The organism is Nonomuraea sp. NPDC048892, from assembly GCF_040649735.1.
GTDB classification, from domain to species: Bacteria; Actinomycetota; Actinomycetes; order Streptosporangiales; family Streptosporangiaceae; genus Nonomuraea; species Nonomuraea maheshkhaliensis.
Window position 1 is genome coordinate 427,215 of the sequence record NZ_JBEZFZ010000007.1, and the last position, 17,861, is coordinate 445,075.

General features: G+C 72.5%; 11 protein-coding genes and 1 pseudogene. 9 read left to right on the plus strand and 3 right to left on the minus strand.

The features are described 5' to 3' along the window. Positions 1-128: 128 nt before the first annotated feature. Genes AB0C28_RS26070 through AB0C28_RS26080 form a run of 3 tightly spaced genes read right to left on the minus strand, consistent with a single transcriptional unit; the run spans position 129 to position 4,803 of the window. The gene (locus tag AB0C28_RS26070; protein WP_358078012.1) at positions 129-2,567 is read right to left on the minus strand and encodes a DUF3488 and transglutaminase-like domain-containing protein; all 2,439 of its coding nucleotides are present in this window, start codon (positions 2,565-2,567) and stop codon (positions 129-131) included. Continuing rightward, the gene (locus AB0C28_RS26075; protein ID WP_357852244.1) at positions 2,564-3,829 is read right to left on the minus strand and encodes a DUF58 domain-containing protein; all 1,266 of its coding nucleotides are present in this window, start codon (positions 3,827-3,829) and stop codon (positions 2,564-2,566) included. Before AB0C28_RS26075 ends, AB0C28_RS26070 begins: the two co-directional genes overlap by 4 nt. Next, positions 3,826-4,803, minus strand: coding sequence for a MoxR family ATPase (locus tag AB0C28_RS26080; RefSeq protein WP_326626049.1), 978 nt, complete (start codon positions 4,801-4,803; stop codon positions 3,826-3,828). The genes AB0C28_RS26075 and AB0C28_RS26080 overlap by 4 nt, the downstream gene beginning before the upstream one ends. Before the next feature lie 469 nt (positions 4,804-5,272). On the opposite strand from AB0C28_RS26080, the gene mraZ reads away from it, so the two are divergent. The 9 genes and pseudogenes from mraZ (at position 5,273) to ftsW (ending at position 17,860) form a co-directional block, all read left to right on the plus strand. Continuing rightward, positions 5,273-5,704 carry a division/cell wall cluster transcriptional repressor MraZ gene (gene mraZ / locus AB0C28_RS26085; RefSeq protein WP_106244593.1) on the plus strand — a complete coding sequence of 144 codons (432 nt, stop codon included), beginning with the start codon at positions 5,273-5,275 and terminating at the stop codon, positions 5,702-5,704. Between the two features lie 223 nt (positions 5,705-5,927). Beyond that, on the plus strand, positions 5,928-6,893 hold the full coding sequence (gene rsmH, locus AB0C28_RS26090; RefSeq protein ID WP_358078015.1) for a 16S rRNA (cytosine(1402)-N(4))-methyltransferase RsmH: 966 nt from the start codon (positions 5,928-5,930) through the stop codon (positions 6,891-6,893). After that, the gene (locus AB0C28_RS26095) at positions 6,883-7,674 is read left to right on the plus strand and encodes a hypothetical protein (protein ID WP_358078018.1); all 792 of its coding nucleotides are present in this window, start codon (positions 6,883-6,885) and stop codon (positions 7,672-7,674) included. The genes rsmH and AB0C28_RS26095 overlap by 11 nt, the downstream gene beginning before the upstream one ends. A gap of 854 nt (positions 7,675-8,528) precedes the next feature. Beyond that, entirely contained in the window at positions 8,529-10,259 is a 1,731-nt protein-coding gene (locus AB0C28_RS26100; RefSeq protein ID WP_357852256.1) for a penicillin-binding protein 2, read from the plus strand. Between the two features lie 40 nt (positions 10,260-10,299). Next, a complete protein-coding gene (locus tag AB0C28_RS26105) occupies positions 10,300-11,829 on the plus strand; it encodes a UDP-N-acetylmuramoyl-L-alanyl-D-glutamate--2,6-diaminopimelate ligase (protein WP_357852259.1) in 1,530 nt (509 codons plus the stop codon). Beyond that, positions 11,829-13,046: pseudogene (gene murF / locus AB0C28_RS26110) on the plus strand (UDP-N-acetylmuramoyl-tripeptide--D-alanyl-D-alanine ligase); the annotation flags it as partial. The gene AB0C28_RS26105 and the pseudogene murF, both read left to right, overlap by 1 nt. Positions 13,047-14,155: 1,109 nt before the next feature. After that, a complete protein-coding gene (gene mraY, locus AB0C28_RS26115) occupies positions 14,156-15,214 on the plus strand; it encodes a phospho-N-acetylmuramoyl-pentapeptide-transferase (RefSeq protein WP_106244599.1) in 1,059 nt (352 codons plus the stop codon). After that, positions 15,211-16,587 (plus strand): UDP-N-acetylmuramoyl-L-alanine--D-glutamate ligase, encoded by a 1,377-nt coding sequence (murD, locus tag AB0C28_RS26120; protein ID WP_358078021.1) that lies wholly within the window; start codon positions 15,211-15,213, stop codon positions 16,585-16,587. Before mraY ends, murD begins: the two co-directional genes overlap by 4 nt. After that, the gene (ftsW, locus tag AB0C28_RS26125) at positions 16,571-17,860 is read left to right on the plus strand and encodes a putative lipid II flippase FtsW (RefSeq protein ID WP_357852267.1); all 1,290 of its coding nucleotides are present in this window, start codon (positions 16,571-16,573) and stop codon (positions 17,858-17,860) included. Before murD ends, ftsW begins: the two co-directional genes overlap by 17 nt. Position 17,861 lies beyond the last annotated feature (1 nt).

Consider the following 17,861-nt stretch of genomic DNA (forward strand, 5'->3'; position numbering starts at 1 on the left):
GGGCCGAGTTCCCCCGCATGAAGCAACGGACGCGCCGGGCCGAGTTCCCCCGCATGAAGCAACGGCGGGCCGGAGACGACGCCGCGGCCGCCCCCTTCCGGGAACGGCCGCGCCGCACGATCCGCCGCTCAGGCGCCCTTCTGGGTCGCCGTCCGCCGCAACCTGATGTTCTCCAGCAGGTCGAACCCGTCGAGCAGCCGCTCGCCCAGGAGCCGCAGCCGCCGCAGCGTCGACGGGGGCAGCAGCACCGCCCGCACCCGCCTGCCGCGAGACGTCGTGGCCGCCAGGGCCTGCCGCACCTTGCGCAGATCCTTCCGCATCGGTTCGATCCGGCCCGCGTCCCTGGCGAACAGCACCCGCTCGACCGCCGAGGCGATCCCGGCGATGGCCGCGGCGGAGTCGGCGTCGAACTCGTACTGCTGGGTCAGCCGCCGCGCCAGCGCCCTCGGGGTCTCGCTGGCCCCCCGGGCCATGCCGTAGTCGTACAGGATGTCGTCCAGCTCGGCCCACGCGGCCGCCACCGACGTGTGACTCCTGTTCGACGCCACCCTGGCCGTCAGCTCGTCGGCGGGTTGCGCGACCTTGAAGCCCAGGCTGCGCACGCGCCTGTTCCTGGTCACCAGCCGCAGTCCTGCGGGGATCAGCAGGAAGAGGAGCAGCGCCGCCGCCCCGATGCCGATCTGGGCGATCAGCGGCATCGAGTCGTCCGGCGGCAGCTCGCCGGGCAGGACCGTGCCCTCGCGGTCCACCTCACGCGGGTTGCGGCGGGCCGACGGGTCCTGCGGCTCGTCGGCCGAGGAGCTGGTCGCCCCCGGCGTCGGCGCCGTGGTCTCCCGCGTGGCCTCGGGGCGGGGCTGGGTGTACTCCGGCACACGGGCGCTGCCCTGCCCGGCCGCCCCCGAGGGGGTCGGTTCGAACGGCAGCCAGCCGACGCCCTCGAAGTACAGCTCCGGCCAGGAGTGGGAGTCGTTCGTGCCCACCTCCCACCGGTCGCCGGACTTGACGCCGCCGGTGTAGCCGATCGCCACCCGCGACGGGATGCCCACCAGCCTGGCCAGCACCGCCATCGACGCGGCGAACTGCTCGCAGTAGCCCGCCCTGTCACGCAGCAGGAAGTCCCGCAGCGCCGAGTTGCCGTGCCCCTGCGTACGCAGGCTGTAGGTGAAGCCGCCGGTCTTGGTGAAGAACTCCTGCAGCTTCACCGCCGCCTCGTAGCTGCTGCCGGCGCCCGCGGTGACCTCCTCCGCGAGCTGGGCGATCTCGGGGGGCAGGTTGTCCGGCAGGGTGAGGAAGCGCGGATCCGTGTCCGGCTGCGCGGCGTCGAGCGATTCGAGCAGGGACGCGGTCGGCTTCGGCTCGGCGGTGAGCACCTCGTACTCCAGGCCGGCGGCCTCCTCGCGGGTGGAGAAGACCATCAGCGTGTCCACGTCGGCCCGCCAGTCGCCGTCCACCCTGATCTGCCGCGGCGGGTACGGCAGCGGCAGGAACCGCAGCCGCGCCAGGTCGTCGCTGATCTGGACGCTCGTCACCACGTTGGTGATCTGCGGGTCGCGGCTGAGGCCGGGCGGCGGCGGCAGCGGGCCGTTCTCCGTCCTGTTCTGCGGCGCCCCCTTGGGCTGCGTCATCCCGAACTGCTGCCCGTCGAACGTGTCCAGCGCGTAGATCCGCAGGTAGCGCGGTGTGTCGTCGTTGTTGGTGTAGGTCAGCACGACCCGCCGCTCCGGCAGGTCAAGCTGCCCCTTCAGGCTGGCGATCGGGTTGGCGATGCTGATCGAGTTGCCCGGCCCCGAGCCCCTGCCGCCCACGCCGAAGGTGAAGAACGACACCGGCTCCATCGCCGGCAGTGCCGCGGGCAGCAGCACGGCCAGCAGGATCGCGGCGAACCCGATGCGCTTGCCCGACAGCCGCAGACCGCTGGTGTCGGCCGCGGCGCGGGCGCCGCCCGGCGCGGACCGGGTCGGCGAAGGAGCCGAGCGCGCCCTGCGCACCAGCACCGCCCTGCCCCAGTGGCCCACCCGCTCGCGCCCGTCGGAGATCAGCAGGCTGACGAACCCGAGCGCGGCCACGATGAACGCCGGCCAGCTGATCGGGTCGGACAGGATCGTCGCCGGGACCGTGGCCAGCGCCAGCAGCGGCAGCCCGGCCAGCGCCGCCCGCCGTACGCGCGCGGCGAGCAGGTCGACGGCGATCGCGATGACCGCCACGCCGCCCGCGGTCAGCAGTGTGATGCCCCTCGTCTCCGGCACCGGCGCGGCGAAGCGCTGGATGTCGTCCCAGCCGGTGCCCAGCAGCCTGGCCAGCTCCAGCACCGACGACTTGGTGGGGATCACCAGCGCCCACGCCTTGCCGGCGGCGAACGCCGCGGTCAGGTAGATCCACGTCGCGGCCAGGCCGAGCAGCGGCGCCGCCCACGCGGGCAGGGACAGGCGGGTGGTCACCAGGCCCGCCGCGACGACGGCCAGCACGGCGCCGAGCGACGTCCAGAACCAGGTCCCGCTCTGGAAGAGCGGATAGAGCAGGATGGCCGCCGTGAACGCGGCCACCCCCGAGGCGATGGTGAGTCTCATGCCGCGCCCCCCGTCCGGTTGACCGTGTATCTGTCACGGCTGGCGGCGTCCTGCCAGACGGAGGCGATCGAGGTGCCGGCGGGCAGGCGGACGATGCGCCAGCCGTATCCGGCGAGGACCGTCTCCATCGCCTGCTGGTTCTCGGCGGCGGCCTGGCCGCCGCCGCTCTCCCAGGTGCCGACGTCGAGCAGGACGGCCACACCGGTGATGCCGCTGTGCCGCAGCCTGGCCAGGTCCCTGGCCTCCTCGGGGTCGAGCGCGCCGAGCACCGCCACGATCAGCCCGTCGCCGCCGCCCTGCCGCAGGGCCGACACCCCCATCTCCAGGGAGCGGGCCGGGCTGTTCCTGATCACGGCGAGCGTGTCGAGCAGCGAGTAGCTGAGCCCGTCGTCGGTCAGGTGCTCGGCGCCCTGGTCGGTCACCAGCCGCAGGCCGAGACCCTCACGCGCGAGGTGCACGCCGATCGAGGCCGCAGCCGAGACCGCCACCTCGAAGGACGAGCGCGGGCCCTCGCCGCGGTGGGCGTGCCTGCGGGTGTCGAGCAGCAGCGCGCCGCGGCTCTGCCACTGCTGCTCCTCCCTGCGCACCATCAGCTCGCCGTAGCGGGCCGTCGAGCGCCAGTGCACCCGCCGCAGGTCGTCGCCCTGCCGGTATTCGCGCGGCGCCACGTCGTCGTCGCCGGCCGCCGCCACACTCCTGGTCCTGCTGTCGCCGCCGCCCGTCCACTCACCCGACAGCCGTACGTGGGGCAGCGCCGCGACGTGCGGCGTCACCACGAGCGTGTCGCTGATCGTGAACGAGCGGGTCAGCTCGACCAGCCCGAACGGGTCGGCGATGCGGATGGCCAGCGGCCCGATCGTGTAACGTCCGCGCAGGTCCGAGCGCACCCGGTAGTCGATCTCGCGCACACCGCGCGACTCGACCCGGTCGAGCACGAACCTGGGCCGCACGCCCAGCGCGTACGGCACCGTGTCCTCGATCAGCAGCAGGCCGGTCGGGAGCCTGGTCACGTTCTCCAGCCGGAGGGTGACGGTGGCCTCGCCGCCCACCTCGGCCCGCGGCGGGTCCAGGCGCCTGGCGCAGCTCAGCCGGTAGCGCGTGCGCGCCACCACCATCGCGGCCAGCAGCGGCAGCGCCGTCACCAGGACTCCGATCCTGAACAGGTCGTTCTCCCCGAGGATGACGGCCATGACCAGGGCCGCGATCCCGGAGGCGAGGAACGACCTGCCCCTGGAGGTCAGCGCCCGCAGTCCGGCCCTCACGACGCTCGCGTCTCCGGCACCGGCACGCGCCTGATCAGATCGGTCACCACCTGCTCGGGCAGCCGCCGCTGGCCCTGCGCCTCCACGCTGGGCAGCAGCCGGTGGGCCAGCACGGGGATGGCCAGGTCCTGGAGGTCGTCGGGGATGACGTAGTCGCGGCCGGTCAGCGCCGCGTGCGCCCTGGCGGCCCTGACGAGCTGCAGCGTGGACCGGGGGGAGGCGCCGAGCCGCAGGTCGGGGGAGTGGCGGGTGGCCACGACCAGGTCGATGGCGTACTTCTTGACCGCTTGTGAGACGTAGACGCCGCGTACGGCCTCGATGAGCGCCCGCACCTCCGCCGTCGTCGCGACCGGCTGGAGCTTGTCGAGCGGCGAGGTGCCCCCGTGCACGTCGAGCATCTCCAGCTCGGCGTGCGGCTCGGGGTAGCCCATCGCCACGCGCGCGGTGAAGCGGTCGCGCTGGGCCTCGGGGAGGGGATAGGTGCCCTCCATCTCGATGGGGTTCTGGGTGGCGATCACCATGAAGGGCGCGTCCAGCTGGTACGTCCTCCCGTCGACCGTCACCTGGTGCTCCTCCATGCACTCCAGCAGCGCGGACTGCGTCTTGGGGGAGGCTCTGTTGATCTCGTCGCCCACCACGATGTTGGCGAACACCGGGCCGGGCTTGAACTCGAACTCCCGGGTCTGCTGGTTGTAGGCGCTGACCCCGGTGATGTCACTGGGCAGCAGGTCGGGGGTGAACTGGACCCGCCGGACGGGACAGTCGATGGAGCGTGCGAGCGCCTTGGCCAGCATCGTCTTGCCGACCCCTGGCACGTCCTCGATCAGCAGGTGGCCTTCGGCGAGCAGGACCGTCAGCGTGAGACGGACGGCGTCGCTCTTGCCCTCGATCACCGATTCGATCGCCTGCCGAATCCGGTGGGCGGTGGAGACCAGCTCGTCGAGCTGGGGAGGGACGTCATGGGTTACTGCCACCAGGCCTCCATGAGAAGTGCGACGGCTGTCCCGTGCGGTGCCATTGCGGGAGCCATGCCATTCCTTTTCCATTGTCTGTACGACCCTACGACGCTGTGGGTTCTTCAGCGACATTTGTGGATATTCAGGGAACCCCGGCGATGTTCCCGTTCATGTCGCATAGAGGTGCGAATCCCGTGACACAGCGCACCCGCCAAGCGCTCCACTTTCCTCCCCGCCGAGCTCCCCGGACGCCCGCCGCCCCTATTTCCACGGCGATTCAAACCCTCGACACGCCCATGAGGGTTGACCGCCCCGTCACCCCCCTCCACTCCACTCCACCGCTCTGACCTGCGGTAACGCAAGGGAAACCGATGATGAAGACGGTTCGAATCAGTTGACGGTGGGGAGAAGTGGAGTATGGTGGTGCGCAGTGGAGAGCCCGGTGCACCAGCGCTGAGCGCTTCACGAGGCACGGGAGGTGGGGCCGATGTTCCTCGGCACCCATCAACCGCGTCTGGACGACAAGGGACGGCTGTTCCTGCCGGCTAAGTACCGTGAGGAGCTGGCGGAGGGTCTTGTGATCACCAAAGGCCAGGAGCGATGCCTCTACGTCTTTCCCGTGGAGGAGTTCCAGCGCATTACCGAGGCTCTCAGCACCGCCCCGGTCACCGCCAAGGCGGTGCGTGACTACAGCCGCGTCTTCTTCGCCAGTGCGTCCGACGAGAAACCAGACAAACAAGGACGCATCACGATCCCGCAGAGCCTCCGCCAGTACGCGGGGCTGGAGCGTGACTGCGTCGTCATCGGGGCCAACACCCGGCTGGAGATCTGGGACGCGCAGGCCTGGGACACCTATCTCAGCGCGCAGGAGCAGGCTTTCGCCGAGCTGTCGGAGGAGGTGCTGCCAGGGATTCTGTAGTGACCACGGTCGATCCGTCGGTGATGTCGTTCGGCGAGGTCTCCACCCGCAACCACTGTCCGCCAGCTGATGCACCTTCCCCGGTGTCAGATGGCGGGCGTCCACGAAGAGGGTGCGGATGGGGACCTGGCCGGACGGCGCCGGGGTGGGGACCCAGGAAGGACCGGCGAACGATCGGCGATACGCGTCATCCGCGAGCAAGGACGCGAGAGGGGGGTTGGAGATGGACGACAACGTCGGCACGGGCGGTCACGTTCCGGTGATGCTCGAGCGCGTTCTGGAGCTGCTCGCTCCCGCGCTGACCGGGCCCGCACCCGTCGTCGTCGACGCCAACCTCGGCCTCGGCGGCCACTCGGAGGCCCTGCTCGCCGCACACCCCGCACTGCACCTGATCGGGATCGACCGCGACCCTTTCGCGATCGAGTTCTCCACCCGCAGGCTCGCCCCCTACGCGGACCGGACCACCCTGGTCCACGCCTCCTCCGGCGACCTGGCCGAGGTGCTCGACCAGGCGGGGCGTCCCGTCATCGACGGGGCGCTGTTCGACCTGGGCGTCTCCTCCCCGCAGCTCGACGAGGCCGAGCGCGGCTTCGCCTATTCCTATGACGCCCCGCTCGACATGCGCATGGACACCTCGCAGGAGCTGACCGCCGATCGGGTGGTCAACACCTACTCCGCCGCGGAGCTCACGCGCATCCTGCGCGACTACGGCGAGGAGAGATTCGCTCAGCGTGTCGCGGGCCTGATCATCAAAGAACGGGCCAAAGAGGCAATAACCTCGACGAAGCGGCTGGCGGACATCGTGCGCGATGCGATCCCCGCCGCTACCCGGCGCACCGGGGGCAACCCCGCCAAGAGGACTTTCCAGGCGCTGCGCATCGAGGTGAACGCGGAGCTGTCCGCCCTGGAGGCGGCGCTGCCCGCGGCACTCGACGCGCTGACGCTCGGTGGGCGAGTGGTCGTGCTCTCCTACCACTCACTCGAGGACCGGCTCACCAAGCAGGCCCTCACGGCGCGAACCAAGGACACCAGCCCACCAGGGCTGCCCGTCCCGCTACCGGCTCACCAGCCGAGGTTCCGCCTGCTGACGAGGGGAGCGGAGCTCCCAAGCGACGAAGAGCTCGCCCGCAACCCGCGGGCGGCCTCGGCCCGGCTACGGGCGGCAGAGAGGATCCGTGTTGACGACTGAGCAGGAGACCGGCAGGGGTGCGCCTGTCCGCCGTGCCGTGCCCAAGACGGGCACGCGCCGGTCGGCGACGTCGTACCAGCCCAAGCCGCGTCCCCGTCCCGACACCCGCCCCGAGACCGACGGCAAGGCGCCGGCCGGCGAGCGTGAGCGCGCCGACGGCAAGCGGCCCGTGGGCGAGCGCACCGACGGCAGGAGAGCCGCCGGTGAGCGCGAGCGTGCCGAGAGCAAGCGGCCGGTCGGCGAGCGGGCCCGTCCCGAGAGCAGGGCGCAGGGCGAACGGCTGCGCGCCGAGCCCAAGGCGCCGGCCCGCGAGCGCACGCGGGGCGAGGCGGGCGGCAGGACGCCGGTCCGCACGCGTCCCGCGCCGGGCCGCACGGCGCCGCCCGCCGAGCGGGCCCGCCCGGCGCGCCCCGAGAGCGGCGGCGCGACGTCGTCCCGTCCCTCGGCCCGGCCCGCCGCATCGCGGCATCCGTCGCGCCGGTCGCGGGCGCCGTTCGTGCTGCTCGTCGTCGGCCTGCTCTGCGGCGGCCTCGTCAGCCTCCTGCTGCTCAACACCATGCTCGCCCAGGACGCGATCACCGACGCGTCGCTGCGCGAGCAGATCGCGGTGGCCGAGCAGGAGAAGGAGAAGATCGAGCAGGAATACCAGCGCAAGACGCAGCCCGGCGTCATCGCCGACATGGCCGACAAGCAGGGCCTCAGCCGCAGGTGGGACGACGTCAACCCGTGGACCAGCGGCACGACCGACACCCAGGCCGGCCAGGCGGACAGCACACGGTGAGCGGTTCCGGCGGCAGGGGGCAGGGACCCGGCCGCGGCGCAGGCGGCGCCGGCTCTCAAGGAGGGCCAGGCGCCGCTCGTCGTACGCCGGGCGGACCGGGCAGGAGCGGACGCCAGGGCGGCCGCTCCGGCGGTCGTTTCGACGAGGAACGTTTCGACGAGGGGCCTTCCGACGGCGGCCGCTCTGACGACGGTCGTTCGGGCGGTGGCCGAGCGGATGGTGCGGGTCGTTCCGGCTCGCCGGAGAACCCGCCGCGGCGGCCCCGTGAGCGGCTCGACCCGCTCGACCTCCCGTTCGGGCACGACGACGGCCGGGCGCGCCCGCCGCGTGAGCCGGGAGAGGAGCCGCGCGGCCGATCGCGGCCCGGCGATGACGGCCCACGGGGCCGGTCACGGGACGACGGCCCGCGCGGGCGTTCGCGCGACCGTGACGACGACGACCCCCCGAGAAGGCGGGCCCCTCAGTCACGCGACGACGGCGACCGCCCCCGAGGCCGTGCGCCCCGGTCGCGCGACGAGGACGAGCGGCTCAGAGGACGCGTCCAGGGCCGGGACGAGCGCGCGCACGGCCGTTCCGGTGACCGGGCCGGTGACCGGGCTGGTGATCGGGCGGGCGAGAGGGCCGGTGAGCGAACCGGTGACGGGTCGGCTCGCCGTACGCCCGCGGGCAGGCCCCCGGCAGGCGGATCCCGTCCGGACGCGGCGCGCGGCCGTACGACGGACAGGACAGCGGACAGAACTACGGGCCGGGCCACCGACAGGACAGCGGGCCGCACGACGGGCCGCCGCGACGGCGAAGGACCGCCCCCCTGGCGCCCGCGCAGGCCGCCGCCCCCGCCGCCGCGCCCGCCGCTGGTGCTGCGGCTGGGCAGCCCGCGCAGGCGCATCAACATCGGCCTCATCGGCATGACGTTCGTGCTGTCGATCTTCGCCGGGCGGCTCATCCAGATGCAGGGCCTGGAGTCCAAGGTGTACGCGGCGGCCGCGGCCGACCAGCGCACGCACACCGAGACGATCCCGGCCAAGCGCGGCTCGATCACCGACGTCAACGGCAACGCGCTGGCCGTCACGGTCGAGGCCCGCGAGGTGTCGATCGACCCGACGAAGGTCCCCGAGGCTGTACGCGCGGGCGCCGCCAAGCTCCTCGCCCAGCAACTCGGCAAGGACGAGCGGGAGATCGCCGCCAAGCTGTCCAGGACCGGCACCCACTACCAGCTCCTGGCCAGGGACGTCGACCCCGTCGTGGCCACCCGGCTGCTCCAGGCCCCCATCCCCGCGCTGGCGGCCAAGAAGACCTACCGGCGGCTCTACCCGGCGGGCGACCTGGCGGGCAGCCTCATCGGGTTCGTCGGCGACGAGGGCAGCGGCCTCGGCGGCATGGAGCAGGCGAAGAACTCCCTCCTGGCCGGCCGCGACGGCAAGAAACGCGTCGAGACCGGCCGTGACGGCCAGCAGATCCCGATGACCAGCAGCGAGCGCACCGCGCCCGAGGACGGCCAGGACGTGCGGCTGACCATCGACCGCGACATCCAGTGGGCCGCCCAGAAGTCGATCGGCGATCAGGTGCGCGAGTCCGGGGCCGAGAGCGGCACCGTGATCGTCATGGACGTGCGGACGGCGCAGATCGTGGCCATGGCCAACGCCCCCGAGCTCGACCTGAACAACTGGCGCAAGGCCCCGCAGTCCCACTACGTCAACAAGGCCGCCGCCGACGTCTTCGAGCCCGGCAGCACCAACAAGGTGATCACCGCCGCCGCCGCGCTGGAGGCCGGTGAGGTGACGCCCGACACGGTCTTCCAGGTGCCCGACCGGATCAGGTGCACCGACCAGGTGCTGCGTGACGCCCACGCGCACAAGACGGAGTCGATGACGTTCCGCCAGGCCATGGCCCAGTCCAGCAATGTGGCCACCGTCATGGCGGCGCGTAAGGTGGGCAGCGAGCGGCTGCACAAGATGCTCACGGCGTTCGGCTTCGGCAGCACGCCCGGCGGCGGCGTGCCCGGCGCCGAGGCGGGCCTGCTGCCCGACTACAAGAAGTGGTCGGGCAGCCAGAACTGCACGGTCGCCTACGGGCAGGGCGTGTCGGTGACCGCGCTGCAGATGGCCAGCGTCTACCAGACCATCGCCAACGACGGCGTCAAGATCGAGCCGCGGATCGTGGCCGGCACGAAGGACGCGACGGGCAGGTTCGTCCCCGCTCCTCCCGGTAAGCAGACCAGGGTGGTGAGTGAGACGACGGCCAGGGAGATCACGACGATGCTGGAGAGCGCTGTGGGCGAGGAGGGCACCGGCCAGCTGGCCGCCATCGACGGCTACCGGGTGGCGGGCAAGACCGGCACGGCCAACCGCTACGACGCCCGGCTCGGCCGCTACGACGGCTACACCGCGTCTTTCGTCGGGTTCGCGCCGGCCGACAATCCGCGGCTGGTGGTCCTCTCGGTGCTGCAGAACCCGAAGAACGGCCATTTCGGCGGGCAGTTGGCGGCCCCCGTGTTCAAGGATGTGATGACGTTCGCCATCAAGAGCATGAAGATTCCACCCACGGGCTCCGCCGCGCCGCAGGTGCGGATGCGCGCGGGACAGTGACCAGGGAAGGTACGCTCTCGCCGTGCGTCCCCCGTCGTCTATGCGTCCCACGACCAGCCCGCCTCGCCCGCTGACCGGGCTCGCGACCATGCTCGACGCCGATTCCGGCACGTCGAGGTCGCCCCATGCCGCCCTGACCGGCGTCACGATCGACTCCCGCGACGTCAGACGCGGCGATCTCTACGTGGCGCTGCCCGGCAACCGCGTCCACGGCGCCACATTCGCCGCCGACGCGATGGCCGGCGGCGCCGTCGCCGTGCTCACCGACCGGGCCGGCCGCGACGCGGCCGTGGCCACCGGGCTGCCGGTGCTCATCGTGCCCGACCCGCGCGCGCTGCTCGGGCCGATCTCCTCCTGGGTGTACGGGCAGCCGGCCCACGACATCCAGATCCTCGGCGTCACCGGCACCAGCGGCAAGTCCACCACCACGTTCATGATCGAGGCGGGCCTGCGGGCCGCCGGCCACCGGGCGGGCCTGGTGGGCGGGGTCGAGATCCACGCCGGCGAGCTGCGCTTCCAGCCCACGCTCACCACGCCTGAGGCGTCCGCGCTGCACGGCCTGTTCGCGCTCATGCGCGAGGAGGGCGTCAGCGCCGCCGCCATGGAGGTCTCCAGCCACGCGCTCGCGCTCGGCCGGGTCGACGGCCTCTACTACGACGTCGCCCTGTTCACGAACCTGTCGCAGGACCACCTCGACTTCCACAAGGACTTCGAGGACTACTTCGCGACCAAGGTGAAGCTGTTCCAGCCGGAGCTGAGCCGGGTCGGCGTGACCAACATCGACGACCGTTACGGGCGCGAGTTGATCGGGCTGGCCAAGGTGCCGATGACCACGTTCTCGGCGCTGGGCGACCCCGAGGCCGACTGGCACGCGGTCGACGCCAGGCTCGGGGCCGACGGCAGCGCGTTCCGCGTGGTCGGGCCCGGCGGCGTCGAGGCCGACGCGCAGATCGCGCTGCCCGGCCCGTTCAACGTCTCCAACGCGCTCGGGGCCGTCGTCACGCTGGTCGAGGCCGGGGTGCCGCTGCAGACGGCCGTGCACGGCGTCGGCACGCTCACCGGCGTGCCCGGCCGCATGCAGCGCGTCACCGACGCCGGCGACGAGTTCCAGGCCGTCGTGGACTACTCGCACAAGCCGGGCGCCGTCGAGTCGGTGCTGCGCGCGTTGCGATCGGTCACCGCCGGGACCCTGACGATCGTGCTCGGCTGCGGTGGCGACCGCGACAAGGGCAAACGCCCTCTCATGGGGGAAATCTCCGCCGAACTGGCAGATGTCGCTATTTTTACCAGCGACAATCCCCGATCCGAGGATCCGCTGGCCATCCTCGCGACGATGATGGAGGGGGCCCTCCGCGTTCCGCAGCACGACCGCGCTCATGTGATCATTGAGCCCGACCGCGCGGCCGCCATCGGCCTGGCGATCGCCCGGGCCGGGCGCGGCGACGTGATCGTCGTGGCCGGGAAGGGCCACGAGCAGGGTCAGTACGTTTCAGGCGAGGTGATCCCCTTCGACGACCGCGAAGTGGTCGCCGAAGCGATCGACGCACGCAAGGAAAGCAGGAAGCACTAATGATCCCGTTGCCTCTGGCCAGGATCGCCGAGATAACCTCGGGCGCCCTGTCGGGCATGGCCGATCCCCGCGCGGTGGTGCGCGGGCCCGTCGTGATCGACTCGCGGGCCGTAGAACCGGGATCCCTGTTCGTCGCCATCAAGGGCGCGCGGGTCGACGGTCACGACTACGCCGCGCAGGCCGTACGCGCGGGAGCGGTCGCCGTGCTGGCCGGCCGGCCGGTCGACGCGCCCGCCGTGATCGTGCCCGACGCCGCCGCGGCGCTCGCCGAACTGGCCGCCGCCCAGGTCCGCACGCTGCCCAAGGTCACCGTGATCGGCGTGACCGGCTCGGCCGGCAAGACCAGCACCAAAGACCTCCTGGCCAAGATCACCGCGCGGATCGGCGCGACCATCGCGCCCGTCGGCAGCTTCAACAACGAGCTCGGCCACCCGCTGACCGTGCTGCGGGCCGACCTCGAGACCCGCTTCATGGTGCTGGAGCTGGCCGCGCGCAACATCGGCCACATCAAGGACCTGACCCGCATCGCGCCGCCGCAGATCGGCGTGGTGCTCAACGTCGGCACCGCGCACCTGGGCGTGTTCGGCGGCAAGGAGGCCATCGCCAAGGCCAAGGGCGAGCTGGTGGAGTCGCTGCCGCGCACGGGCGTCGCCGTGCTCAACGCCGACGACCCGCTCGTGCGGGGGATGGCCTCCCGTACGGAGGCGCGGGTCACGTACTTCGGGTGCGGCGAGTCCGCGGCGATCAGGGCCGAGGGCATCGTGATCGACTCCAGGGGGCGCGCCTCCTTCACGCTGCGCACCCCGTCGGGGGCCGCGCACGTGTCACTGAAGCTGTACGGCGCCCACGCCGTCTCCAACGCGCTCGCCGCGGCGGCGGCCGGCTACGAGCTGGGACTGCCCGTGGCCACCATCGCCGAGGAGCTGTCCGAGGCCACGCCGCGCAGCCGGTGGCGGATGGAGGTCACCGACCGGGCCGACGGCGTGACCGTGGTCAACGACGCGTACAACGCCAACCCCGACTCCATGAAGGCGGCCTTCGAAGCCTTCGCCACCCTCGGCAAGGGACGCCGGCGCTTCGCGGTCATCGCGGCGCTGCGCGAACTGGGCGAGGAGGGGCCGGCGCTCAACGCCGAACTCGGCCGGCTGGCGGGCGGGGCGGGGCTGGCGGGGCTGATCGTGGCCGGCCCTGAGGCGGGCCCGGTGCTCGACGGCGCCCATGAGGCCGCCCAGACCGCCGCCCTGGAACTTGCCGCCCGCATGGCCGCCCCCGCGACCCTCCCCCAAGCAGACCCCGGCCCGATGGGTGGGCCGATGGGCGCCGGGCCGGGCGATGCCGGCTCGATGGGGCCCGGGCAGCCGGGCATCGGCGGTCCTCAGGCAGGCCCTGGGCCGATGGGTCAGGGGCCGATGGGCGCCGGACCGGGTGGCGCGGTGCCGGGCGCTGTGGCTCCCGGCTGGCCTTCGGTGCCTGGCGCGGGGATTCCCGGCCCGCAGGCGCCCGCTGGGCCCGCGCAGACGCCTCCTGGGCCGCCCCACGGGCCCGCGCCGCAGGACTGGCAGCCGAACGGCCCCGAGCAGGGGCCGCCACAGAGCTGGAACGGACCCGACACCGAGCACGCCGCACCGCAAGGTTGGTACGGGCCGGACGCCGAGCACGGCGCACCGCAGACCGGCTGGCAGACCCCCGACGCGGGCGTACCGCAGGGCTGGTACGGCCCCGAGGCGGGCGGTGCGCAGCCGCAGGGCCGGCCCGAGTTCGACGCGGGTGTGCACCAGCCGGCTCCCGGGTCGGGATGGCAGGTGCCCGACGAGGGCGCCGTGCCTCCTGGGCAGGGCTGGCACGGACAGGAAGACGACGGCCAGGGCTGGCAGAGCCCTCCCGCGGCCGGCGGGCCCCTCATAGGCGCGATGCCGAGCGGTGCCCCCGCAGGCGGGCCCGGAGCGCCCGATGGATTCCCGGCAGGTGCACCTTCCTCGGACGGATTTCCGGTTGGCGCACCTCCCGGAGCGCCGACGGGCATGGCGCCCGAGACGCCGGGAGGACCCCCTGGGGTGCCCGGCGGGATCCCCGCAGGAGCGCCGGGCGGACCCCCACCCGGAATGCCGCCAGGAGCGCCGGGCGGGCCGCCGGTCGGTGGGCCGGCGGGCCCCGGGGGAGGGGCGCACTACGGGCAGCCGACGCGGATCGTGCACGTGCCGGACGCCGAGGCGGCGGCGGCAGAGCTGGGCCCGTGGCTGCGGCCCGGTGACGCGGTGCTGATCAAGGGGCCGAGGGCCATGGGTCTGGAACGCACGGCCGAGATCATCCTCGGAGGTTCCCCCCAGTGACCAACATCATCATCGCCGGCGCGGTGGGCCTGATCCTCTCGATGCTGGGCACCCCCCTGGCGATCAGGCTGTTCTCCCGGCGCGGTTACGGCCAGGAGATCCGCGAGGAGGGCGTGCAGGCCCACCTCGGCAAGCGCGGCACCCCCACGATGGGCGGCATCGTCTTCGTCCTGGCCTCGCTGCTGGCCTACGGCGCCTCCCACCTGGCCATGCTGGAGCCCCCGACGGTGTCGGGCGGCCTGGTGCTGTTCCTGATGACGGGACTCGGCGCGGTCGGGTTCCTGGACGACTTCATCAAGATCTACAAGCAGCGCAGCCTCGGCCTGCGCAGCGGCGCCAAGGCGCTCGGCCAGCTCATCGTGGGCGCGGTCTTCGCCGTCCTGGTGACGCGCCAGCCCAACGTGTACGGCATCACCCCCGCCGAGACCCGCCTGTCGTTCCTGCGCGACTTCGGCCCGCCCTCGATCGGCATCGTCGGGTTCACCATCTGGGTGCTCATCATGATCGTCGGGTTCTCCAACGCGGTGAACCTCACCGACGGCCTCGACGGCCTGGCCAGCGGCGCGACCGGCGTCGTGCTGGCCGCGTACGTGCTGATCGGCAACTGGCAGCTGCGCAACAACTGCATCGACCAGCTCGGCCCCAACTGCTACTGGGTACGAGATCCGCTCGACCTGGCCGTGGTGGCCGCCGCCGTGCTGGGGGCGCTGATCGGGTTCCTGTGGTGGAACGCCCCGCCCGCCCGGATCTTCATGGGCGACACCGGCTCGCTGGCGCTGGGCGGCGTGCTGGCCGGGCTGGCCATCGCCACCCGTACCCAGCTGCTGCTGATCATCCTGGCCGGCCTGTGCGTGATGATCACGCTGTCGGTGATCATCCAGGTCGGGTTCTTCAAGATGACTGGCAAACGGGTGTTCAGGATGGCGCCGCTGCAGCACCACTTCGAGCTCAAGGGCTGGGCGGAGACCACGATCGTGGTCCGCTTCTGGCTGATCGCGATGTTGTGCGCGGCGCTCGGGCTGGGCCTGTTCTACGTCGAGTGGATGCCCCGATGAGTCTCACCTGCGTGGCCGGGCTCGGCGTGTCCGGCACCGCCGTGGCCAGGGTGCTGGCCGCGCGCGGCGAGCGGGTCGTCGTCGTCGAGGCCGCGGAGGGCGAGCGGCAACTGGCCGCCGCCGCCGAGCTGGCGCGGGTGGGCGTCGAGACCCGCTTCGGCGAGATGGTGCTGCCCGAGGGCGCGACGCGGGTGGTCACCACGGGGTGGGCGCCGCACCACCCGCTGATCGCCGCCGCGCTGCGCGAAGGGGTCGAGGTCGTCGGCGAGGTGGAGCTGGCCTGGCGGCTGCGGCCCGCCCAGGCGGCCCCCTGGCTGGCGCTGACCGGCACCAACGGCAAGACCACCGCCGTCCGCATGCTCACCTCCATCCTGCTGGCGGCCGGGCACAAGGCCCTGGCCGTGGGGAACGTGGGCACGCCCGTGGTCCAGGCGGTGGCCGAGCCGTACGACGCGCTGGCCGTCGAGCTGTCCAGCTTCCAGCTGCACTGGTCGAGCACGCTGGCCCCGCACGCCGCGGCTGTGCTCAACGTGGCCCCCGACCACCTCGACTGGCACGGCTCCATGGACGAGTACGCCGCCGCCAAGGGCCGCGTCTTCGAGCGTGCCGGCACCGTGATCTTCAACGCCGACGACCCCGAGGCCGCCCGGCTGGCCGCGCCCTACCCCGGCGCCGTCGGGTTCACGCTGCGCGTGCCGAAGCGGGGCGAGATCGGCGTGGTCGAGGACCTGCTGGTGGACCGGGCGTTCGTGGCCGACCCGGTCGAGGCCGCCGAGGAGCTCGCGACGCTGGACGACGTGCGCCCCTTCGCTCCGCACAACGTGGCCAACGCCCTGGCCGCCGCCGCGCTGGCCCGCTCGCTCGGCGTGCCGTCCGAGGCCGTACGCCAGGGGCTGCGCGACTTCGTGCCCGACCCGCACCGGCTGGCCCACGTGGACCGGATCGGCGAGGTCGACTACATCGACGACTCCAAGGCCACCAACCCGCACGCCGCCGCCGCCGCGCTGGCCTCGTACCCGTCGGTCGTGTGGGTGGCGGGCGGTCTCCTCAAGGGCGCGGACGTGGACGAGCTGGTGCGCCAGGCGGCCCCGAGACTGCGCGGAGCGGTGCTGCTGGGCGCCGATCGCGCACGGATCGCCGAAGCCATCGCGCGACACGCGCCGAATGTCCCCCTCGTGGACATCGCCGATCGGGACACTGGTGCGATGGAAAGAGTCGTCACCGAAGCCGCCCGGCTGGCCTCGCCAGGGGACACCGTGCTGCTCTCCCCGGCGGGGGCCTCCCTTGACATGTTCGCCAACTATCCGGCGCGGGGGGAGGCCTTCGCGCGTGCCGTACGCGGGCTGAGGGCGCGGCGTGAGCACGAGCGCTGAGGAACGGGTGCGGCGGCCGGCCGCCGCGCAGGAGGGGCCGGGAAGCTGGGCGCGCGAGCAACTGGGCGTGCTCAAGGAGCTGCTGGACAAGCCGCTGACCACCTACTACCTGATCATCATGTGCAGCGCGCTGCTGCTGGCGCTGGGGCTGATGATGGTGCTGTCGGCCTCCAGCATCGAGGCGCTGAACAAGACCGGCAGCCCGTTCTCGTGGTTCATCAAGCAGTCGCTGTCGGCCGCGGTGGGCGTGCCGGTGATGTACCTGTGCTCGCGCCTGCCGGTCAAGTTCTTCCGGTGGGCCGGCTACCCGCTGATGGCGCTGTCGATCATCGCGCTGGTCATGGTGCTGTTCATCGGCTCGGCCGAGCTGGGCGCGCAGCGGTGGATCTACATCGGCCCGTTCACCGTGCAGCCGTCGGAGCCGGCCAAGCTGGGGCTCGTGCTGTGGGGCGCCGACCTGCTGTCCAGGCGCGTACGCCAGGGCCGCATCGAGTGGCGGCAGATGCTGATCCCGCTCATGCCCGGCACCGCGATCCTGGCCGTCATGGTCATGCTCGGCCGCGACCTCGGCACCACGCTGGTGCTGTTCATGATCTTCCTGTCGCTGCTGTGGGTGGTGGGGGCGCCGGTCAAGCTGTTCGGCGGCATCATGGCGCTGGCGGTGCTCGCGGCGGCGATAATGATCAAGGTGGAGCCGTACCGGATGGCGCGCATCGGCGCCTTCCTCGACCCGTGGGCCGACGCGCAGGGCGCGGGCTACCAGGCCGTGCAGGGACAGATCGCGATGGGCTCGGGCGGCTGGTTCGGCCTCGGGCTCGGCGAGAGCCGGCAGAAGTGGAACTGGCTGCCCCACGGCGAGAGCGACTTCATCTTCGCCATCCTCGGCGAGGAGCTCGGGCTGATGGGCACACTGATCGTGGTCGCCCTGTTCGGGCTGCTCGGCTACGCGGGGCTGCGCGTCGCCGTGCGCGTCAACGACGCCTTCACCAGGCTCGCCGCCGCCGCCATGGTGGCCTGGATCGTCGGGCAGGCCACCGTCAACATGGGGGCCGTGCTCGGCGTGCTGCCGATCACCGGCATCCCCCTGCCCCTCGTCTCGTACGGCGGCTCCTCGCTGCTGCCCACGCTCGCCGCGCTCGGCATGCTGCTGTCGTTCGCCAAACGCGAGCCGGGTGCGCGAGAGGCCTTGGCGGCTCGTGGCCCCGGACCGGCCGCGCGGGCCCTAAGCTGGCTTGGCCTGGGGGGTACGTCCAAAGGCCGAGCGACACGTTAGG